A 19926-nucleotide genomic window follows, 5' to 3' on the forward strand; every position below is an offset into this window, starting at 1 on the left:
GTTCATCCTTTCACTTAATCATTAAATTGCTCGACACTCAATATCCCCAATCCTTAACATGCCATTTTCCGTTTTCACTATTTCGTATTAATACCCAGCGCCACTCAGTATAAGTTGAATTTGGCTCTAAGCTTCCGTCACCACCAGAAGAGTCCACCTTAAAATTTGAAAGTAAGCCAATCACGTTATCTTTGTCTATATTCTTCTCCGAGCCATCACCATAGTTTAAATAGTCTTCAGCAATTTTATCGGACTCAGCTTCTGTGTACCAAATTTCAGTAAGCTCACATCCTCGAAATCCCCAAAACTTCCTCTTCACCTTGGACACGGCCTCATTGATTTCTACTTCAGAGAACTTAGTAGATTCACCTATACTCACCTGAGCATTATTGCTTTTTCCAAGCTGATTCATTAACAGAATCGCTGTTCCACCAACCACCGCTACTACTATTATGAAACGAAGTAAGTTCTTCATTTGAAATCTCCTTAAATTTTTCATTCACTTAACATATAACCAACCACTTCTTTGGTAATAGGATCTACTAGAATAGAAGGTGTTCCGACTACAGCATCCTCCTTATCTTGAAAAGAAACACTCAGCACTTCTTTACCTTCAAAACTCGGGTCCAATAATTCATAGTTTTCATCCACAACTATTTCTATGACAGTCGTATTTTGCCACTCTTCCTTCGCCATCTGATTCCAACCTTTTTCGTTAACAAACTCCCAAGCAACAGCCTTAACCTCTCCGAAATCATCTGCTACCTGTTGGTTAGAACAACCAATGATTATTAATATCGGAAATACGGTTAGGGTTAATATCTTAAATTTCAATTTACTCCCCCTATAATTAGTCGAAATTCATTTATTTTAGTTTCACAGATTATTCGTTTTTTGTAAAATAATTGAAATAATTTATAACTCAATGTTTCCTGTAAATAGAGAAAAGACTGATTTGAAAACCAAGGTTCAAATCAGTCTTTTAAATTGATGGATTGCATTTTCATTTCAACTTCAATTTTTTGAATGAACAAACCATTTTCAACATTTGTATTTAACATGACGTCAGGATACTGGTTGATAATACTTTGAACTGTACTAAGTCCTTTTCCACGATTCTCTCCTTTTGTTGAGAATCCTTCCTTAAAGATTTGGTCCAATAAGATGGACTCCTCTTGAACAGTATTTTCAATAATGATGATGATTGAATCCTTCACACTCTTCATTATTGCTATATTTATTTCTTTTTCATTTTCTACATGGCTAGTAGCTTCGATTGCATTATCTAAAAAGATGCCCAATATTCTTGAAATATCAATTACATTCATTGCAATCTCTTCTATTTCTCCTGGTATTTCAATATCTACTTCAATTCCCGCTTTTTCTGCCTGCAAAGTTTTCGTTAATAATAGCCCTTTAATACCTGTAATGTGTAAATTTGATAAGTTGGCAAGTCGTTGATTCCTCTTTAATGTATCTCCTTCAGCAGACATAATATGTTGCTTGAAATAGTTCTTCAGCCCCTCCAAATCATTTATCTCCATATAACCTTGCATTGTAGATAAGATATTCGCATAGTCATGACGGAACTTTTGCATATCATGATTGATCAATTCCAATGAATGCATATAATCTGCGAACTGTTCTTTTTCAATCTCTATCTCTCGAAAATGATTTTCTTTCTTTAGATTTATGATTGTTATATAAAGAACAATGCACATAAACCCAAAATACGTTAGCTGGGAAAAGATATTAAATTTTAAAATAGTATCTTGGGAGAAGTAATCTGTTAAGTATAAATTGATATAAAATGTACACATCGTGATGAAGACAATAGAAAGAATAAAAACATATGCTGTTTTTGTCAGACCTAATAACTGGTATATCTTCTTAGAAACTAATTTATAAATGACAGCACAAGAAATAAATATAATTATAAAAATGATGTATTGCTCCAAAATTCCCGGCAGAACATCATAGGGATATACCACCATCGTAAATTGAGCTAGATTATCTGCTATTATTCCGATAATAACAACAAAACAAATATGTATTAGTGTAGAAAATCCTCTTGCTAACCAATAGAAATATGTAAATGAACTAACAATGAAATAGATAATGCCTAGCCACTGACCAAAAATTACAAAATTTAATGCGGTAGGACAAATTACTACTAAAATAAATGCTAATACCCGTTTAATCGTGATTTTTATATTAGTTAAAAATGTAATGGCCCAAAATATTAAGCTAAACTCAATTATTAAAAATAACAGCTCCATCCTGTTCTCCAAACCTTAATATTTTTTGTACAACGGTAATTCTTTATAACTATTATTGTAGAAAAACTTTATACGAATACAAACTTCTTTTTAGTTAGGAATGGTGCTAGTACTAAACGTTATATCTAAATTCCCACCTTTATTCAGTACATATCATCCAACCCTTGTTAAATAAGCCATAAGTCTCCATTCTAGCACAACTTATATTATTATCCCCTCTATTTTTTCAATAATCATATAAAACTATCAATAATATATTTTAATTATAGAAAGTAGAGAGGCATGGACACAACATAAAATATCAAATTTCTCACTGAGAAATTTGATATTTTTTCGCTTATGCTAAATTAATTTCCAATGCGGAGATGCTTTGCTAGGGCACGGCTCGAGCCTATAGTGACTCGTATCTATTAATAACATTCGTTAATTTATAGTTTTCATGTATAACTTATTATTTGATCTCTACCAATTCGTTTTAAAAATTTATGGAACGTCTCTCGTTTCTTCCCGGTTTGTGAATATAAAGCGATTATTTTCTCAACTGATTCGTATAATTCCTCTGGTGATAGATTCTCCAATAACAACGAACCCACTTCAGCGTCTTTTCCTTTTGCTTTTCCACCTATATATAAATTGTAATGCTCTCTTATTTTCATAATTCCTATGTCGCTAACCATTGGTTCACCGCACCCAATTGGACAACCTGTATAAGCAACCTTAAGGGTAAATGGAACAGGCTTTCCTGCTATACGTTGATTTAATTCTTTTGCTACAGGCATCCCTTCCTCTAGTTCCCCTTTGTAAAAATTACAGGTTCTCAAGCTCTTTACGAAGTTTCCAACTGGATAACAGACTAATCCAACACTTTGAAATTCTTCAATGATTTCTTCTTTTTTATCTTCTGGTATTTCTATATAGAGTTGCTGAAATGTCGTTAACTCAAGTTCCTCATCTTCATCCATATATTTTGAAATTGTTAGAAGCTGTTTTGAATTAAGTTTTGCCCCGAAACCGATTCCTCCATTGATGGCAATTTTAACTTTTTTAACATCGTTCCCCATATTCATTTCTCACCTCGATTTTTCAACTTATTACTCCATACATACCTATACATGGTATATATGGAGCAGTGAGTAACCATTATTTTTCTAATTTCACCCTTTGTAGACGTAAAGCGTTTAATACCACCGATACAGAACTAAATGCCATAGCAGCACCTGCTACCCAGGGTGCAAGGAATCCTGCTGCAGCAATCGGAATCCCAATTATGTTATAAGCAAATGCCCAGAATAAGTTTTGTTTAATATTACGCATTGTTTTGCGACTCATTATGATTGCATCTGCAATACTATTTAAGTCCCCTCTTATTAACGTAATATCTGCTGCTTCCATAGCGACATCTGTACCTGTTCCAATAGCCATACCAATATTGGCTGTTGCAAGTGCTGGTGCGTCATTAATGCCATCGCCAACCATTGCTACCTTTTTACCTTTTTGTTGTAGCTTCTTCACTTCCTGTGCTTTACCTTCAGGAAGAACTTCTGCAATAACTGCATCAACGCCTACTTCTTTTCCAATTGCATGTGCAGTCCGTTCGTTATCCCCTGTCATCATAATGACTTCGATTCCCATAGCTTTTAGACGCAATACAGCTTCTTTGGACGTTTCTTTAATTGTATCTGCTACGGCCACTAGACCTGCGTATTGCCCATTTATTGCAGCTAACATTGCTGTTTTCCCTTCACTTTCAAGCTCCTCCATCATTGGAAGGACACCTTGAATATCGATACCATATTGCTGCATTAATTTTCGGGTACCGATGATAATACCTTGACCAGAAACTGTTGCCTGTATCCCGTAGCCTGGAATTGCTTCAAAGAACTGAACATTCCCAAGTTCGATTCCTTTTTCCTGAATACCTTGAACAATTGCTTGTGCCAATGGATGTTCGGATTGTTTTTCTGCTGCACCAATTAGTGATAAAAAGCTCTCTTCTTCTTTACCAGTTGCTGTATAAACATCCGTTAATACTGGCTTACCATGTGTGACAGTACCTGTTTTATCAACCACAACGGTATTAATGCCTTGTGTTTGTTCTAAATGCTCTCCACCTTTGAACAAAATACCAAATTCTGCTGCACGACCAGATCCAGCCATAATCGAAGTCGGTGTAGCTAAACCTAGTGCACAAGGACAAGCAATAACAAGGACTGCGATTAACACTTCAAGTGCTTGTGTAAAATTCCCTGGTTCAACCAAGAAGAGCCAGACTAAAAATGTCAGGATCGCAATACCTATTACAATCGGAACGAATACACCAGAGATTTTATCCGCTAATCGTTGAATTGGCGCTTTTGTTCCCTGTGCATCTTCTACTACTTTAATAATTTGAGCTAGAGCTGTATCACGACCAACTTTTGTAGCCTTCATTTTGATAAAACCATTCTTGTTGATAGTTGCTCCGTATAAAACATCACTTACCTTTTTATCTACAGGTAGACTTTCCCCGGTTAACATCGATTCATCAACAGCCGTTGTACCTTCAACAACTTCACCATCAACTGGAATTTTCTCACCGGGTTTCACTAGAATTATATCAGCGATCATTACTTCTTCCAGCGGCACTTCCTTTTCAATACCCTCACGAATTACTATGGCTGTTTTTGCCTGAAGCCCCATTAATTTTTTAATCGCTTCCGACGAACGTCCTTTAGCTTTTACTTCGAATAATTTACCTAAAAGTATAAGCGTAATTAAAACCGCACTTGTTTCAAAATATAAATGTGGTCCGTGGTGTGTACCCGTTGCAACAATAGCTTGATAAACACTATAAAAATAAGCAGCTGAAGTACCCATTACTACTAGTACATCCATGTTCGCACTTCCATTACGAAGCGATTTATAAGCACCTACATAAAACTGTTTGCCAATAATAAATTGCACAGGTGTTGCTAGCATCATCTGAACCCACGGATTCATTAAAAACTCTGGAACATAAAGAAATGAAGTAAAGGAAAAGTGGCCCACCATCGTCCAGAGTAAAGGCAATGAAAGAATGGCAGAAATTAAAAATTTTCTTTTCTGCTCTTTAATTGCTTTTTCACGATAATCAACTTGTTCTTTATCATCTTGTTTTTGATGTGCACCATAGCCAAGTTTTTCAACCTTTGTAATAATGTCTGCAACGGAAACTTCGGATGGATTAAATTCGATTGTTGCTTTTTCTAGTGCTAAATTGACGTTTGCAGAAGCTATACCATCGATTTTATTTAAGCCTTTTTCAATTCGAGTAGCACAAGCTGCACAAGTCATACCAGTAATATCAAACTCAGCTTTTTGCTTTACAACGCCGTATCCAAGAGATTCAATTTTCTTTTCAAAATCTTCCTCACTCAGTATAGAAGAATCATATTTAATCGATGTCTTTTCTAACGCTAAATTTACAGTGGCTATTTTAACACCTTCTATTTTGTTTAAACCTTTTTCAATTCGAGTAGCACAAGCTGCACACGTCATACCCGTAATTTGAAGGCTTGCTTCTTTAGGTTTTCTTATATCTTCATTTGATGCTGTCGTCATTCACTTTCACCTCTCACATACCCATCAGGGGTATAATTTCCTGTAAGAATTAGAGTGCCTATAAAAGCACTCTTGAAAAATTCACTATTCAACTTCATAGCCTTGATCATCAATAGTTTCTTTAATCTTTTCTAGTGTAACAAGACCATTATCGAATGATACAGTTACTTGACCATCCTCAAGGTTGACTATTACTTGGTCTACACCTTGTAATTCGCCGACACTACCTTCAACTGACTTTACACAATGTCCACAAGACATACCCTTAACATTTAAAGTTACATTTTCCATATTATCTACTCCCTATTTTTTCATTAATTTTTGGATTGTAATAAGCACTTCATCTAGAACTTCTAAATCCCCTTCTTGTATGCGCTCTGCCACACACTCTTTCATATGGGTTTCTAGAAGCATTTTGGCTACGCCATTTAAAGCTGCTTGTGCTGCAGATATTTGCGTAATGACATCATCACAATAAGTGTCTTTTTCAATTAAGCCTTTTATGCCGCGGATTTGCCCTTCAACACGATTTAACCTTGTGATAAGATTTTTCTTTGTTTCATCTGAGTGATGACTTTTCCGCTCACTAGAACTTGAACAGCAGCTATCTTCATTTATTTGAACTTCGTTATTTAATTCATGATTCATTTATTTACCTCTCCTTAGTTCAGGAATTGCATACCCCTATACCCTATACAAGAAATATAACATACCCCCATACCCTATGTAAAGATTATTCTTCAATTATTATTTACCCACAACAGGCCTTTTAGTATACTGCATGATTAAAACTCTATTTAAAAAGCGTATATCCGTTTAGGACACACGCTACTTGTTTACTTATTTTAAAGTGTTTTTGTCATTATAAAGTCCAGTTGTTCTTCGTCACCCATATAAAACGAGTGTGTTCCTGTTTGGACAAACCCCATTTTCTTATAGAAGGCAATGGCATTTTCATTTTCTTCCCATACACCAAGCCAAACCTTCTTTTTATCTAGGTCTGTTGCTATCTCAATGGCTTTATTTAGCAGCACTTTACCTAGTCCATGTTTTTGAAATTTTGTTTTGAGATAAATACGCTCAATTTCTAGTGATTCATCCCCCATTTCTTCTGACTGCGCTTCATTGATATTAATCTTTAAATAGCCCGCAACCTCATTATTAAAATGAATTAAAAAGAATTGAGAAGAAATATTGGATATCTCTAGCTCTAACTTTTCTAAGTTAAAAGCTTTCTCCAAATAAGCTTCCATACTTTCAGGTGAATTTTGCTCCTTAAATGCCTCGTAAAATGTCTCGATACTTACTTCTTGTAGCGTCTGTAAATCTTCAAGGTTACACTTTGTTATTTCTATAGACATATATATTACTCCCTTACCATTAGTAATCTCGCTTATTTCCCTTTTTTACATACTCCCAGTCTTTCTCCACGTTTTTTCTTACTTTTTGAAGAAGGGTGAAAATGGTTTCTGCTTCTGTTTCGGAGAATCCCTCTAACGCTACTAAATTAGAATAATCATTTTCTCTTTTTATAAATGGATATGTGTTTTTCCCTTTTTCTGTAGGATAGAGCTTTTTTATTTTTTTGTTGTTTTTATCATCTTTCTTTTCTATAAAACCATTACTCTCTAGTTTTTTTATAGCCCGAGCTGCTGTTGTACGATCTACCTTGATCATTTCAGCTAGTTTTTCCTGAATGATTCCTGGATTTTCACATATTCGAACAAGATACAAATACTGTCCCTTCGTAAGATCGATTTCTTTAAACTCTATATTACTGATAGAATCTAGTGCCCTTGCTATCATTCCAATTTCTCGGAGAATCTCCTTCATAACTGACTCCTTATTCTTTTTGTTGCAAATACAACAAAAAATAGTATATATTTAATTTAATCCAAATTTGTTGTAAATGCAACAAAATAACAATTTATGAGGTCGATAAAGTGAAATATGTTTTTTATGTTTTGGGAATTCTAGTATTAACCCTTGGTATTACTTTCACTATTCAATCAGACCTTGGAACTTCACCTTTTGATGCACTTTTAGTAGGGTTGTTCATAAATTTAGGGCTAACTGTTGGAAGCTGGGAAGTAATTATCGCTTTACTATTAATAGGCTGTAATTCAATTTTGAAAAGACAAAAACCGGAATTTTTGGGTTTGGTAACAGCTTTTATAACGGGGATAGGAATTGATTTATGGCTATATTTATTACATAATTTTTTATCACCTGAATTCTGGTTAGGAAAAGCGATATGCTTTGCATTAGGTCTAGTTTTAATAGGATTAGGTACAGCAATCTATTTACAGACTAATTTCGCCCCCATTCCCATTGACCGTTTAACACTCATCATCCAAGAAATAATGAAGAAAAGTATATTTTTTTCAAGAACACTTATTTATATCGTATTTTTAGTTATGGCAATCATTTTCAATGGTCCTATAGGTATTGGAACTCTATTAACAGTTTGTTTAGGTGGGCTAATACTCAATTGCTTTATGCCACTCACTAAAAGATTTATAGACCGTTACACCCTAAATAAAAACGAACGCTGTTGAAATGATATCAACAGCGTTTCATTTTACTCATAAATCTTTTCCCACGTTATATTAAATGCTAGCTTCCACAGAATCATTAAGACGATAAGTAATATTCCAATATAGTAATATTTTCCAAAAGTGAACCATGTACTTACATAGTGCAGCCCTGTCAGCAATAAAACTATCAGTGTTAAGCCTATCAATATAAATGCGTTGCTGTTTTGATTGTACTCATCAAAGGACTGTGAAAATGGAATGTATTTCTTAAGGAGCATGAAGCAAATTACTGCGAAGCTGCACGCATGCAAAAATACTAAAATCAAATCTGGCAAAATTCTAACACCAAATAGGAAAACAAATATAATACTAAGCAGCAAGTAAATCGGTAAATATAAATTCACTATAAATGCCTTGATGGTTCCACTGAACATTGGTGCCAATCTTTCTAAAGGTGCTGCCTTGTAAATCCATGCCCCTTTATATTTACCCGAGAACTTAAGTACAATCATAACTGTTGGGATAACAATTAAGCTAAAGTAAATCGACAAATACGAATTGCTGCTAGCTAAATCATTTAAGTCTGTTCTAAATACTCCAAAGATGAACAGCAAAGGAATGACAATAGAAAAACCTAATGATGGATAGACCTTCAGCTTAAATTCACGCTCATTTTTCATCATCATCGTTGCAAATCTAAAAAATGCTCGCTCCTCTTTTGAGCGACAAAGGAAATTCACAAGCATTTTTCTAAGCTTACTTCTTCTTTGTTCCTTTGCTTTTCCGTGATAAGAAAGCTTTTGAAGATTGTGCTCAAAGGCTGGCGTGATTTTCATATAAATCCAGATTGCTAGTATAGGCATAAGTAAGCTCAATACTGAAAATAGGATAATTGCTGGCTCAAAATTTTGATTCAAGAGCAGTTCAGTATTCGCCCCATACCATAATGGGAAAACAAACACCTGCCACCACTCGATGTTAAACCGTACCGTTAAATCAAAGAGCTCAAAGGAACGACCAAGCAATTGATAGCCAATCATAATAGCAAAGGATAGTCCAATTTGAACGTAATTTATAATATCCTTCAGCTTCTCCCCATCAAAGAACCGTAAAATCAGGAAGTAGATGAGCGCTGTAAAGACAACAATCAATAGATCCAACAAAATGATATTCAATACCATAACAAGGAAAAATAGAATACCCTTCGTAAAAAGTCCTACAATCAAAGGGATTCCGGCTAATGCAATTGTTAGGTAGGACAAATAAATAATGACATGCATTAGCTTTGCCGTACTAATCGTTTTCCGATCCACCGGCTTTGGATAGAGTATGTTACGGTCGCGAATATCAAGTAGAACCGAAGAAAAATCTGAAATCAATGAGGTCATGATAAAAAAGGTAAAGATTCCATAAACAATACTCATTTGGAACAGTAGGTTGTTACCCATAAACATAAACGGAAGCAAAAACAGACTAAATAAAACATAAATCCATAGTGATTTGATATATTGGTTGGTAGGTTCTTTGTCTTTCTTTTTCGCATTTTGGGAGAAAATCGTTGGTACACGGCGACCATCCATTGTTAGCTTAACTTGAAGGATTTTTCGCATTACCCTGTAGTCAACACCAAGCCCTCTAAAAACCTTTTCAAAACGGTCTAATAGTTTCAGAGTGAAATAGTCCTGCATCGTTACATCTCCCCTACTACGGAGACAAATCTTTCCCCAATTTCTTTATGCTCACTAAATCCTGTCAGCTCGTTGAAAATCTGTTCGAGTGAACCTTCCTTATTCGTATCCTTTAGCTCTTCAAAGGTACCATCTGCTGCAATTTTTCCGTCATGCAGAAGGATAATTCTGCTGCTTATTTTTTCAACCACATCCATTATGTGAGAGGAATAAAAAATTGTTTTTCCCTGAGCCGCAAGCTGCGTCATAATTTCCTTAAAAATCATCACACTGTTTGCATCCAAACCATTGATTGGTTCATCAAAAAATAGAATTTCTGGATTATGTAAAAGGCTTGAGATAATTAATATTTTTTGGCGCATTCCTTTTGAATACGATGCAATGCGAGAATGATAGACCTCACCAATTCCGAAAAGATTCATTAATCGCTTTGCCTTAAAGTCAGCGAAGTCCGAATCTAAACCATATAACTCACCGATGAAAGTCAGATACTCATACCCAGTTAAATTATCGTAGAGCTCAGCGATTTCTGGAACATAGCCAATCTTTCTCTTATACTCCATACTTTCAGTGGAAATATCCTGTCCAAAGATTTTCACTTCCCCAGAATAGCCACTTTCAATGCCTAGCAGGATTTTAATAGTTGTACTTTTCCCAGCCCCATTCGGACCGATATAACCAATAATTTCTCCTCTTTTAACTTCTAGGGATACACCATTTAAAACCGTTTTAGAGCCATAATGTTTTCTTAAATCCTTGATTGATAATAGTATTTCATCCATTGTGTGAACCTCTTTCCTTCGGGAGAATTACTCCCAGGTTTGATCTAATTTATCAGCATAAAAAGTAAGTGCTTTTTTATAATCGAGTAGGTTTGCATCTTTTGTTGTTTCGATTAGGCAATTAAGTAACAGCTCGACCGCTTGGCTATGCTCATTTAAATTGTAAAGTGTCATGGCATAAAAGGTTTGGATTGCCCGATTAGCTGGAAATGCTTCCATTGCTTTCAGGAAGACACTTTTAGATTTTTCGTATTCACCTAGAGCTCGATAAGTGCTCCCTAAGCCGATAAAAGCTCCTTCTAGTTCCTCAGGTGGTAGCCCCAATTGAATGGCCTTTTCATAATAAGGAACTGCCTTTGTTTCCTCTCCCAATAGGTCAAAGCTCCAGGCACAATGATAGTTGATGACCGCTTCGTTCGGGCATTCTTTTACTAATGCAGTGAGGATTGCATTGGATTCCTTGATGCTTCCACTTTTTCTTAAAGTTATGGCTTTTTCTAATTTTAGTTCCAAGGTGTTCACCTCCAATGAACGCTGTTATTATTTCGCTATATCTATTAACTCCTCAATTGAAGGACCACTTACAAGCTTATATTCCCTGCCATGAATGTTCAGTATCCCATCAGAAGTTATTAAAATGTCATAGGGATCAATGGGTTTTTCTATATTTGAAAGGTTTATTTGATACATATCTTGAGAGGAATCCTGTTTACTAAAAAGTGTCCTCTTTACTTCCCATTCATTTAATGCAGCAATTATTTCTTCATACTTTTCCTCGCTAGAATTGAAGGTAGCTAGCGTTTGGACAGTTCCATTCTCTCCCTCTCCCCAAATCGTAACTCCATTTACTTTGTCTGATAATTCTTCAGGATCTGAAAGAAATGCGTGCACAAAGTTCACCGTTCTAAATTCCGAATAGAAAATAAGTCCCCCTAACAAAATGCAGAATGCCACTAACGATAAAATTACTTTTTTCATGTCAATCGCTCCGTTTCTGTTGATTATAATTTATTTACGTTAGAAATTTCCAAAAGTTTCAATAATTACATTTTTATACAATAACATTTAAATTTTCTTTGGAAATTAGGCGATCATCTGTTATATATCAGTTAACTTTTAAATATACTGTTATATACCAAATGAAATATAAGGGGTGGTAAAATGATTACGGAGAAAGAAAGACAAAACATGATGCAATTTCTAATCAGATACTTTGGTGTGGATCCAAAGCAGCTTGTTAACATTAGCGATCGCATGCTTGAAGCGACTTATGATTTTGCCTACAGAAGAACTGAAATGGAATGTGATTTTTAATTTAAAACCACAAGGCTATTAAAATAATCTGCTAAACTTTAAAAATATATGGAATATTATGTTAAGATTAGTAGCGATTATTTAATAGGAGGCCAGTTATGCTATTTTTTATCTTTATTAGTTTTTACTTCACACCTATATTAGCGATTATTTTTTGTCTGAATTTAGTAGCAATCTTAAAGAAAATTAAAAGTGAACAACCTACTGCCAAAAATACATTTTGGTTAACAACATCCTTCGTCTTAATGGCATGGAGTATCGCATTCTCATCCTACGGTGGCCTTTAAGGCTTAAAATACTGATAAAACGCTTGGAGTTGAGCTTATCCTCCAAACGCTTTTTGTTTCCTATCGAATGGATACTTATAGGATAAGAATAGGCCTTCCACAGGTAGCCCAATGGGATTCTTACAATGATTCAGCAATCAAAACAATCTCTTTAATAACGGCTTCCATCTCTGCACTGTTTTTTATGACAAACAAACGATCCGCCTCACCATCGATTGGAGGTGAGGCACTTTTTGATGCTTGCTGCCGCTTTAGTACTTCCTCAAAAGTAGTTGCAGCTCCTCTGAAAATATTGGTGCCTCGCTTACTTTCAGTCACTCGTTTTAATAGAACCTCATCCGGGATATCCAGATGAACTAGAATACGATAAAAATCATTTTTCTGAAATAACTCTTCTAGTAAATATTCGCGATCCTTTCGACTTCGATTAGAGTTGCAGATAATAATGTGAAGATCTGTATGTTCTTTTGCATAGTAGACGATTTGCTTTGATAGAGCGTGCTTTAGCGTATTCGGCCCTTGGTTGGGCTGAAGCTTCTTATAATATGTATTGATAAATTCAGCCTGATTGTCTTGATCCATCACAAAGGAATTAGTCAGCTGTTTTTCTAAAGCTTGTGCAAAAGTCGTTTTGCCGCTATGTGTTTTCCCTATCGTAATAATCGCAAGCCTTTGCATAACCTCAACTCCATTACTTGTTTCATGCTTAAATGCCGCCCTTATTTCATCGAAGCTTTTACTTTGTTTGGTATCATCACTACCTCAGTTTTTAAATCAACTGGACGATATGTTTTATCAATGCATTCATCCCAATACTCCAGATGCTTCTTGTCAATCCAGTGTTCGGATGCTTCTACTTCTACTCCCCCTGTGCCTTGGACTGAATACCAATATAGAAACTCGTCCCCATTTAAGACTTCTCGAAAGATGGTTTCAACAAACATCTTCTCACCTTCTAACGTAACCAATACATCGTCCAAATGCTCGTTTAAGAAGGCTAACCATTCATTTACTCGCTCTGTTTTTCCTTGCTTCACTCGAAATCTAGTACATTCAATATTCATAAAAGCACATCCAATTCTTTAATAGTTTGCTACTATCCCCACCACCAAATCAAAACAAATAACGACCAACAGATTGTAAGTAAGCTTACGAAGCAACCCATAACATAGAGATATGTCATTAGACTCATATCCACAAGCCGTTGCTTTCTGTAGTACCGAGCAACCAAAACAAAATATATAATATATAAAACTAGACTTAAGATGGTTACAACCGCTAAGTAAAATATCGGTGCTGCTTCAATCAAATTTTCATTTAAAAAATAGGCCATATTCTGACCGAATATTCCAATAATGGTTGCTATAGCAAAGCTCCCTAATAGCATCACATGATTCTTCACAAAAAACTCCTCCCTTAATTATACAATATTACGCTTTCTAATAGGAAAAAGTTTCCTGAAATGAGAAAAGGCCTCCAAAATTGGAGACCCCTCTTCTAATCCTTGCTACCGCATGTAAACCATCGCTACGTCTGGTGTTGATATCTGAATAGTTTGAGCCTGTGGTCGCGGCGGCAACTTAGGCTCTATAAACATTGTTGAATAATATGCATCTGAAATAGTAACAAAGTAGGCTAAAAATAATAGCTTTTTCAGTCAATAATCCAAAGTAAAATCTTTTCTCCCTCTTACACATAAACTTCGGTGAAATCCTACCGTGATTGTACATATAATATATACGCTTGATAGCTGAATAAGTTTCAAAAAAGGTCTATTTAATCACTGTCTGAGTGTCTCCTTAATCTTCTCTGTAAACCGTCACTCGATTCTTCCCTGCCTGCTTTGATTGATAAAGGGCTTTGTCTGCTCTTTCGATAATAGCCTTTGGTGTGTCGTCATTTGGTTGATGAGCTGTCAAGCCAAGGGATACTGTGATTGGTTTTCCAGTCGGGCTTTCGGTGCTGGCAATTTTCAATCTAAAATGTTCTGCCATGCTTCTAGCTTTTTCCGCCTCTTTCCCTTTCAGCAATATCCCAAATTCTTCTCCACCATATCTAAAACAAAGGTCTCCTTCTCTCGAAAAACTAATGAGGATGGAGGTTAAAAATTTAAGAACATCATCCCCTACTAGATGTCCATAGGTGTCATTGATTTGCTTGAAATTATCAATATCCAGCATAACAAGGGAGAACGGCTGCTTTTGCTCCATCCATTCATTGATAACGATATCGAAAGCTTTTCGATTCGCTACACCGGTTAATCCATCCAGTTGAATCTCTTGATTTAGCTTCAATAATTGAATTCGCATTCGCCGGTAGAGTTGATTGATTTCGTAAATATTGGAATTAATGATTAGCTCATCATTTGGATGATTTAATTTATTAGTAGTTATTAACCGTTCTGAGTACTCCGCCAATCGTGTTAATGGCTTGGTTAATTGCTTTACTAGAAACATTGCAATCACTAAAATTATGAGCAAAATCAGCGTTGACTGTGTAATGATTTTAAAAACTAGATTATTTAAGGGTCCATGGATGATTGACGTAGGAGTAAGTAAAATCACACCCCAGCCTAAATTTTCAATATATGAATACCCTGCAAAATACTCATTACCTGCTTCATCTGTTACTTGATAGCCACTTTCCCCACCTCTTACAGCCTTCACAATTGAATTTCCACTAACATTTTCATAAACTTTATTGGTATCTGGATGGCAGATAATTCGCCCATTTTGATCGACTGCATAGACAAAAGAACCGTCATTATATTTGTTGGAGCTTAAAACGGTTTTAATAGCATTTTCATTCTCTAAATAGATTGTCCCTACCATCATTCCTTCAAATATGCCATGCTTATTTAATAATGGTGCTGTAATGAGAATTAGTACTGTTCCCGAAGTTGTGATATATGGTTCAGTGATAAACGGCTTTTTAGTTGTTAAAGATTTCTCAACCACATCCGGATTGATTTTTCTGCCTGCCTGTATTATTACGGACGTTTCCCTCTCTTTGAAATCAATTGTTTCTGGACTCATTAGCTGGATAACGCCATTTTCGTCGGTAATGAAGATGGAATTAAAGTGCCCGTTTTCAGATTCCTTTAGGATATCTAACTGGTTTTGGTCAAAATGTGGCGATTTGGAGAGCTCAGCCATGGCAATAATAGTATGCTGTAAATCAATTGTTACATATTGAATCCCTTCAGCTATTTTATTACTGTAATTGTAATTACTCTCGAGATAATTCGTTGCTAAGGAGTTTTTTAGTGCATTGGTGGAAGAAACTAATTCGATTACAGTAGCAATCATCACAGCAATGACAACCAAAATACTGATAGCAACATTGAGTTTTATTTCCTTTTTCATGATTTAATCTCTCTCATTTTTTAGTTATTCTTGTTCAAATAGGCTACCATACAGACAAAATAATAGGAAGTAATATGAGGAGAGTTTGGAGAACCCTAAAAAAGCAGCGCCTCCCATGGGGTTTGCGCTACTTTTTTGAAGATAATTTTAAACTAATAGTAGTCACGGCGATTTAAATAAATATGCTCAGCTTTAAGATCGGCCTCAACTGTTTTCGTTTCTAAATAATCCATGGTTTCATCGTCTGCATAAATCAGGATACCACCGCTTTCAACGACCTCTTTATAATGATCGAGCTCTGCTTCTGGTATATCTCTTCCCTTTAGTCCTTCTATAACAGCATCATCACCCGTGAAAAGCGACTTAAATTTGTCCACCATATTCCCCGGTCGATGCATATCCACATCGGCATCCCATTTCAGGATTGTAAAGTCATCTAAATTTTTACCTACTAAATGTATTTGACCCATCGGAGTTCCACCAGTCTTCAATCTCTCGATAATTCCCATGGCTTCGTCAACCGTATAAGCCACCTCAATCTTGTTCGATGAATACATGCCTGAATCCCTCCTTTTACTAGTCTATTAACTTACTACCCAATTTGTGATTTTTCAAACCTGTTCAATTTGAAAAAGAGACGCCAACCCCCTCTGGGATCAACGCCTCCTTTTATATCAATAAAGGCTTCAGCCCTCATTAATGAATTTGGTTGCTTCTATTAGAGCCTAATTCCGGCTCTTTTAATATTTTTAAATTAATGGGTTACGATCATTTGAGTACGTATCCATGCCTGTATTCAGGTCACGTTCTACAACTGTCGTATCCATATAGTCATCTCGATAAATTAGCACTCCGCCGTTTTCAACCACTTCTTTATAGTGAAGAAGCTGACTTTCTGGTAAATCCGCATCTCGTAAGCCTTCCATCACGGCATCTTCACCAGTAAAGAGCGATTTAAATTTGTCTGCGAAGTTGCCGGCATTGTGGACATCCACATCGGCATCCCATTTTAAATCTGCAAATCCAGATAAATCTTTCCCGATAATATTAATTTGACCCCTCGGAATTCCATCATTTTTCAATCTGTCAATAATCGCCATTGCTTCATTTCTACTGTGAGCAACTTCAATATTGTAATTGCTTTCGTTCATATTGTTTGAATACATGTCTGAATTCCTCCTTTTAATAGGTTATTAGTTTTATACCCTGGAGGGATGGGGGTAAACATTTTTTATGGTGGTAGTTGAGGGGTGTGGTAGGGTTCGAACTGGCGGAATGGGCTTTGGAGGAGTTGATGAATGCCAGTTTTCCTTTTGCATTTATCCCAAGTGGCTTTCATCACTTCGATGAACGCCATTTCCTCTCATGCTTTTTCCAAAAGTGGCTTTCATTCTCCTGATGAACGCCATTTCCTCTCTTGCTTTTCTCCAAAGTGGCTTTCATTCACTTGATGAACGCCATTTCCTCTCTTGCTTTTCTCCAAAGTGGCTTTCATTCACCTGATGAACGCCATTTCCTCTCTTGCTTTTCTCCAAAGTGGCTTTCATTCCATCGATGAACGCCATTTCCTCTCTTGCATTTTCCAAAAGTGGCTTTCATTCACCTTATGAACGCCATTTCCTCTCGTGCATTTATCCAAAGTGGCTTTCATCACTTCGATGACCGCCATTCCCTCTCTTGCATTTTCCAAAAGTGGCTTTCATCACTCCTATGAATGCCAGTTTCACTTATGCTTTTATCCAAAGTGGCTTTCATCACTCCTATGAACGCCACTTTCCCTCATGCATTTTCCCAAAGTGGCTTTCATTCACCTGTTGAACTCCATTTCACCTCATGCATTTATCCAAAACGGCTTTCATTCCACTTATGAACGCCATTTCCTCTCGCGCATTTATCCAAAGTGGCTTTCATTCCACTTATGAACGCCATTTCCTCTCGTGCATTTATCCAAAGTGGCTTTCATTCCATCGATGAATCCCATTTCCTCTCATGCATTTTCCAAAAGTGGCTTTCATCACTTCGATGAACGCCATTTCCTCTCTTGCTTTTCTTCAAAGTGGCTTTCATTCACCTTATGAATGCCAGTTTCCCTCATGCTTTTATCCAAAGTGGCTTTCATCACTCTTATGAATGCCAGTTTCACTTATACTTTTCTCCAAAGTGGCTTTCATTCCACTTATGAACGCCATTTCCTCTCGCACTTTTATCCAAAGTGGCTTTCATTCCATCGATGAACGCCATTTCCTCTCTTGCTTTTCTCCAAAGTGGCTTTCATTCACCTGATGAATGCCAGTTTCCCTCATGCATTTTCCCAAAGTGGCTTTCATCACTCCTATGAATGCCAGTTTCCCTCATGCTTTTATCCAAAGTGGCTTTCATTCCACTTATGAACGCCATTTCCTCTCACGCTTTTCTCCAAAGTGGCTTTCATTCCATCGATGAATCCCATTTCCTCTCATGCATTTTCCAAAAGGGGCTTTCATTCCACTTATGAATGCCATTTCCTCTCTTGCTTTTCTCCAAAGTGACTTTCATTCACCTGATGAATGCCAGTTTCACTTATACTTTTCTCCAAAGTGGCTTTCATTCCACCGATGAACGCCATTTCCTCTCGCGCATTTTTCCAAAGTGGCTTTCATCACTTCGATGACCGCCATTCCCTCACGAACTCATCACTAAACTGGCTTTCATCCCATGACCGCTTATTCTTCCTCTTCTTCATCCTTCAAACGACTTTCTTTAAGTTCGATTCTCATATCCAGTACCATCATCATAGGTAGTCGGATCATCAATAACATTTGGATCACGCTCCATTTCCTTTACGATTTTGGTTGTGTGCAGGTATTCGTCTGTATAGATCAGGACGCCCCCGCTGTCTATAATTTCTTTAAATTGTTGCAGCTTGTCTTCAGGTAGCTTTGAATGCTTTAACCCTTCAATTTCGGCGTCTTCTCCGGTGAAGAAGGATTTGATTTTGTCCCCTGGATTTCCTATTCGGTGGAGATTGATCTCGGCATCCCATTTCAAATTCGCAAATTCATATAATTCCTTGCCTACTACATGAATATCGCCCTTTGGAATACCATCTGCCTTCAAACGTTCGATAATTGCCATTGCCTCTTGTTTTTCAAAGGTCACTGCTATATTGGCTCTGCCTGGTGTTCCATTATCTATTGGATACATGTCGACTCCTCCTCATTTAAATTAGTAATTTGTACCCTGAGGAATCGTCAAATAAACATAAAAAACTGCTGGATACTTACCATCCAGCAGTTAAAGGAATCCTATTTCATCGAAAGCTGTCTTTCAATTTCTCTTTTGGCTTCTAATATATATTCGGCATACATTTCTGTTTGTTCATCCTTGAAACGGACGTCCGGAATAATGATGGCGATGGAGGCAATGGGTCTGCCAAGAGAAATAATTGGTGTGCTTATTGAGCATGCCCCGATAATTCTTTCGCTCTTTGTTGTCACATAGCCCTGAAGACGAATTTGCTCTAGTTCAGCGAGGAGCTTCTCCCGATCAACCACCGTGGATTTTGTAATCGGAACTCTTTTCACTCGGTCTAGATATTCCTCAATTTCCGCTTGTGGAAGATATGCGAGCAAAGCCTTTGCCGAAGCTCCTGCATATAAAGGAGAGGTATCTCCTACCTGATTTCGAGCTGTTAGTGAATGGACACTTTCATAATTCAGGATGCATCTCCGTTGGTCGCCATCAAAAATGCTCATCGAAACACTTTCGCCGATTTTCTCGCTTAACGCTTTTAAAATTGGTTCAGCAACAGCTAAAATCGTCGACTCCTGCTCCACCAGCTTGCCGAGATAAAATAACGATAGCCCTAGCTGATACTGTTTCGTTCTTTCATCTTTAATAAGAAACCCTTCATGTACCAGTGTTGCGACGAATCGTTGAAGACTGGAGATTCCTATGCCTGTCATTTTGTTCAGGTCCGTTAATGTAAGCTTCGGCTCTTCCCTTGTGAACGCCCGTAATATTAAAACTGTTTTTTGAACTGTATTCATCAAATAATTTTTTTCAAATGTTGTTTGATCCATGCAGCATCCCCCTTACAACCATAATAGCAAACCC

General features: G+C 36.5%; 25 protein-coding genes. 3 read left to right on the top strand and 22 right to left on the bottom strand.

Going from position 1 to position 19926, the window contains the following annotated elements; genetic code table 11:
• Positions 1-37 precede the first annotated feature (37 nt).
• The 9 genes from BJ095_RS02685 to BJ095_RS02725 form a co-directional block, all read right to left on the bottom strand.
• The gene (locus tag BJ095_RS02685) at positions 38-475 is read right to left on the bottom strand and encodes a DUF4829 domain-containing protein (protein WP_107931760.1); all 438 of its coding nucleotides are present in this window, start codon (positions 473-475) and stop codon (positions 38-40) included.
• Positions 476-495: 20 nt separating this feature from the next.
• Positions 496-834: a hypothetical protein gene (locus BJ095_RS02690; RefSeq protein ID WP_235867552.1), complete on the bottom strand. Its 339-nt coding sequence runs from the start codon at positions 832-834 to the stop codon at positions 496-498.
• Between the two features lie 140 nt (positions 835-974).
• Complete coding sequence (locus tag BJ095_RS02695) at positions 975-2279, bottom strand: sensor histidine kinase (RefSeq protein ID WP_107931756.1); 1305 nt, start codon at positions 2277-2279, stop codon at positions 975-977.
• Positions 2280-2716: 437 nt separating this feature from the next.
• Complete coding sequence (locus tag BJ095_RS02700) at positions 2717-3340, bottom strand: NAD(P)/FAD-dependent oxidoreductase (RefSeq protein WP_107931754.1); 624 nt, start codon at positions 3338-3340, stop codon at positions 2717-2719.
• 79 nt (positions 3341-3419) lie between these two features.
• On the bottom strand, positions 3420-5858 hold the full coding sequence (locus tag BJ095_RS02705) for a heavy metal translocating P-type ATPase (protein ID WP_107931752.1): 2439 nt from the start codon (positions 5856-5858) through the stop codon (positions 3420-3422).
• A gap of 84 nt (positions 5859-5942) precedes the next feature.
• Positions 5943-6149 (bottom strand): copper chaperone CopZ, encoded by a 207-nt coding sequence (gene copZ / locus BJ095_RS02710; protein ID WP_107931751.1) that lies wholly within the window; start codon positions 6147-6149, stop codon positions 5943-5945.
• A gap of 12 nt (positions 6150-6161) precedes the next feature.
• Entirely contained in the window at positions 6162-6506 is a 345-nt protein-coding gene (locus tag BJ095_RS02715) for a metal-sensitive transcriptional regulator (RefSeq protein WP_107931749.1), read from the bottom strand.
• 197 nt (positions 6507-6703) lie between these two features.
• Positions 6704-7219, bottom strand: a complete 516-nt coding sequence (locus tag BJ095_RS02720) for a GNAT family N-acetyltransferase (RefSeq protein WP_107931747.1) — start codon at positions 7217-7219, stop codon at positions 6704-6706.
• 19 nt (positions 7220-7238) lie between these two features.
• Positions 7239-7691, bottom strand: coding sequence for a MarR family winged helix-turn-helix transcriptional regulator (locus tag BJ095_RS02725; RefSeq protein WP_107931745.1), 453 nt, complete (start codon positions 7689-7691; stop codon positions 7239-7241).
• A gap of 110 nt (positions 7692-7801) precedes the next feature.
• On the opposite strand from BJ095_RS02725, the gene BJ095_RS02730 reads away from it, so the two are divergent.
• Complete coding sequence (locus BJ095_RS02730; RefSeq protein ID WP_107931743.1) at positions 7802-8416, top strand: YczE/YyaS/YitT family protein; 615 nt, start codon at positions 7802-7804, stop codon at positions 8414-8416.
• Between the two features lie 23 nt (positions 8417-8439).
• Here the strand turns inward: BJ095_RS02730 and BJ095_RS02735 are convergent, their stop codons facing one another.
• Genes BJ095_RS02735 through BJ095_RS02750 form a run of 4 tightly spaced genes read right to left on the bottom strand, consistent with a single transcriptional unit; the run spans position 8440 to position 11843 of the window.
• On the bottom strand, positions 8440-10083 hold the full coding sequence (locus BJ095_RS02735; protein WP_107931741.1) for a hypothetical protein: 1644 nt from the start codon (positions 10081-10083) through the stop codon (positions 8440-8442).
• Positions 10084-10085: 2 nt separating this feature from the next.
• A complete protein-coding gene (locus BJ095_RS02740) occupies positions 10086-10865 on the bottom strand; it encodes an ABC transporter ATP-binding protein (protein ID WP_107931739.1) in 780 nt (259 codons plus the stop codon).
• A 27-nt stretch (positions 10866-10892) separates the two neighbouring features.
• Positions 10893-11378, bottom strand: a complete 486-nt coding sequence (locus BJ095_RS02745; protein WP_107931737.1) for a tetratricopeptide repeat protein — start codon at positions 11376-11378, stop codon at positions 10893-10895.
• Positions 11379-11405: 27 nt separating this feature from the next.
• Positions 11406-11843, bottom strand: coding sequence for a hypothetical protein (locus BJ095_RS02750; RefSeq protein ID WP_107931735.1), 438 nt, complete (start codon positions 11841-11843; stop codon positions 11406-11408).
• Positions 11844-12026: 183 nt separating this feature from the next.
• Between BJ095_RS02750 and BJ095_RS18925 the strand changes: the two genes are divergently transcribed.
• Both BJ095_RS18925 and BJ095_RS02755 read left to right on the top strand, forming a co-directional pair.
• Entirely contained in the window at positions 12027-12179 is a 153-nt protein-coding gene (locus tag BJ095_RS18925) for a hypothetical protein (RefSeq protein WP_181417938.1), read from the top strand.
• Positions 12180-12277: 98 nt separating this feature from the next.
• Positions 12278-12466 (top strand): hypothetical protein, encoded by a 189-nt coding sequence (locus BJ095_RS02755; protein ID WP_107931734.1) that lies wholly within the window; start codon positions 12278-12280, stop codon positions 12464-12466.
• A gap of 120 nt (positions 12467-12586) precedes the next feature.
• On the opposite strand, the gene BJ095_RS02760 is transcribed toward BJ095_RS02755, so the two are convergent.
• From BJ095_RS02760 to BJ095_RS02795, 9 genes are all read right to left on the bottom strand, one after another.
• Complete coding sequence (locus BJ095_RS02760; RefSeq protein WP_107931732.1) at positions 12587-13144, bottom strand: AAA family ATPase; 558 nt, start codon at positions 13142-13144, stop codon at positions 12587-12589.
• 41 nt (positions 13145-13185) lie between these two features.
• Positions 13186-13530, bottom strand: a complete 345-nt coding sequence (locus tag BJ095_RS02765; protein ID WP_107931730.1) for a DUF6176 family protein — start codon at positions 13528-13530, stop codon at positions 13186-13188.
• 32 nt (positions 13531-13562) lie between these two features.
• A complete protein-coding gene (locus tag BJ095_RS02770; RefSeq protein WP_107931728.1) occupies positions 13563-13868 on the bottom strand; it encodes a hypothetical protein in 306 nt (101 codons plus the stop codon).
• Between the two features lie 397 nt (positions 13869-14265).
• The gene (locus BJ095_RS02775) at positions 14266-15831 is read right to left on the bottom strand and encodes a sensor domain-containing diguanylate cyclase (protein WP_107931726.1); all 1566 of its coding nucleotides are present in this window, start codon (positions 15829-15831) and stop codon (positions 14266-14268) included.
• A gap of 152 nt (positions 15832-15983) precedes the next feature.
• A complete protein-coding gene (locus tag BJ095_RS02780; protein WP_107931724.1) occupies positions 15984-16388 on the bottom strand; it encodes a general stress protein in 405 nt (134 codons plus the stop codon).
• Between the two features lie 192 nt (positions 16389-16580).
• The gene (locus tag BJ095_RS02785) at positions 16581-16997 is read right to left on the bottom strand and encodes a general stress protein (protein ID WP_107931722.1); all 417 of its coding nucleotides are present in this window, start codon (positions 16995-16997) and stop codon (positions 16581-16583) included.
• Between the two features lie 273 nt (positions 16998-17270).
• Positions 17271-17417, bottom strand: a complete 147-nt coding sequence (locus BJ095_RS18930) for a hypothetical protein (protein ID WP_181417939.1) — start codon at positions 17415-17417, stop codon at positions 17271-17273.
• Between the two features lie 1153 nt (positions 17418-18570).
• A complete protein-coding gene (locus tag BJ095_RS02790; RefSeq protein WP_107931720.1) occupies positions 18571-19014 on the bottom strand; it encodes a general stress protein in 444 nt (147 codons plus the stop codon).
• Between the two features lie 101 nt (positions 19015-19115).
• Positions 19116-19892, bottom strand: a complete 777-nt coding sequence (locus tag BJ095_RS02795; protein ID WP_107931718.1) for an IclR family transcriptional regulator — start codon at positions 19890-19892, stop codon at positions 19116-19118.
• Positions 19893-19926: the final 34 nt, after the last annotated feature.

It is taken from the genome of Ureibacillus chungkukjangi (genome assembly GCF_003217295.1).
Lineage (GTDB): Bacteria > Bacillota > Bacilli > Bacillales_A > Planococcaceae > Ureibacillus > Ureibacillus chungkukjangi.

What these genes read in the sequence shown, in the direction of transcription:
- BJ095_RS02685 (WP_107931760.1), bottom strand. Translation starts at nt 475, where the DNA reads ATGAAGAACTTACTTCGTTTCATAATAGTAGTAGCGGTGGTTGGTGGA.
- BJ095_RS02695 (WP_107931756.1), bottom strand. Translation starts at nt 2,279, where the DNA reads ATGGAGCTGTTATTTTTAATAATTGAGTTTAGCTTAATATTTTGGGCC.
- BJ095_RS02700 (WP_107931754.1), bottom strand. Translation starts at nt 3,340, where the DNA reads ATGGGGAACGATGTTAAAAAAGTTAAAATTGCCATCAATGGAGGAATC.
- BJ095_RS02705 (WP_107931752.1), bottom strand. Translation starts at nt 5,858, where the DNA reads ATGACGACAGCATCAAATGAAGATATAAGAAAACCTAAAGAAGCAAGC.
- copZ (WP_107931751.1), bottom strand. Translation starts at nt 6,149, where the DNA reads ATGGAAAATGTAACTTTAAATGTTAAGGGTATGTCTTGTGGACATTGT.
- BJ095_RS02715 (WP_107931749.1), bottom strand. Translation starts at nt 6,506, where the DNA reads ATGAATCATGAATTAAATAACGAAGTTCAAATAAATGAAGATAGCTGC.
- BJ095_RS02720 (WP_107931747.1), bottom strand. Translation starts at nt 7,219, where the DNA reads ATGTCTATAGAAATAACAAAGTGTAACCTTGAAGATTTACAGACGCTA.
- BJ095_RS02725 (WP_107931745.1), bottom strand. Translation starts at nt 7,691, where the DNA reads ATGAAGGAGATTCTCCGAGAAATTGGAATGATAGCAAGGGCACTAGAT.
- BJ095_RS02735 (WP_107931741.1), bottom strand. Translation starts at nt 10,083, where the DNA reads ATGCAGGACTATTTCACTCTGAAACTATTAGACCGTTTTGAAAAGGTT.
- BJ095_RS02740 (WP_107931739.1), bottom strand. Translation starts at nt 10,865, where the DNA reads ATGGATGAAATACTATTATCAATCAAGGATTTAAGAAAACATTATGGC.
- BJ095_RS02750 (WP_107931735.1), bottom strand. Translation starts at nt 11,843, where the DNA reads ATGAAAAAAGTAATTTTATCGTTAGTGGCATTCTGCATTTTGTTAGGG.
- BJ095_RS18925 (WP_181417938.1), top strand. Translation starts at nt 12,027, where the DNA reads ATGATTACGGAGAAAGAAAGACAAAACATGATGCAATTTCTAATCAGA.
- BJ095_RS02755 (WP_107931734.1), top strand. Translation starts at nt 12,278, where the DNA reads ATGCTATTTTTTATCTTTATTAGTTTTTACTTCACACCTATATTAGCG.
- BJ095_RS02760 (WP_107931732.1), bottom strand. Translation starts at nt 13,144, where the DNA reads ATGCAAAGGCTTGCGATTATTACGATAGGGAAAACACATAGCGGCAAA.
- BJ095_RS02765 (WP_107931730.1), bottom strand. Translation starts at nt 13,530, where the DNA reads ATGAATATTGAATGTACTAGATTTCGAGTGAAGCAAGGAAAAACAGAG.
- BJ095_RS02775 (WP_107931726.1), bottom strand. Translation starts at nt 15,831, where the DNA reads ATGAAAAAGGAAATAAAACTCAATGTTGCTATCAGTATTTTGGTTGTC.
- BJ095_RS02780 (WP_107931724.1), bottom strand. Translation starts at nt 16,388, where the DNA reads ATGTATTCATCGAACAAGATTGAGGTGGCTTATACGGTTGACGAAGCC.
- BJ095_RS02785 (WP_107931722.1), bottom strand. Translation starts at nt 16,997, where the DNA reads ATGTATTCAAACAATATGAACGAAAGCAATTACAATATTGAAGTTGCT.
- BJ095_RS02790 (WP_107931720.1), bottom strand. Translation starts at nt 19,014, where the DNA reads ATGTATCCAATAGATAATGGAACACCAGGCAGAGCCAATATAGCAGTG.
- BJ095_RS02795 (WP_107931718.1), bottom strand. Translation starts at nt 19,892, where the DNA reads ATGGATCAAACAACATTTGAAAAAAATTATTTGATGAATACAGTTCAA.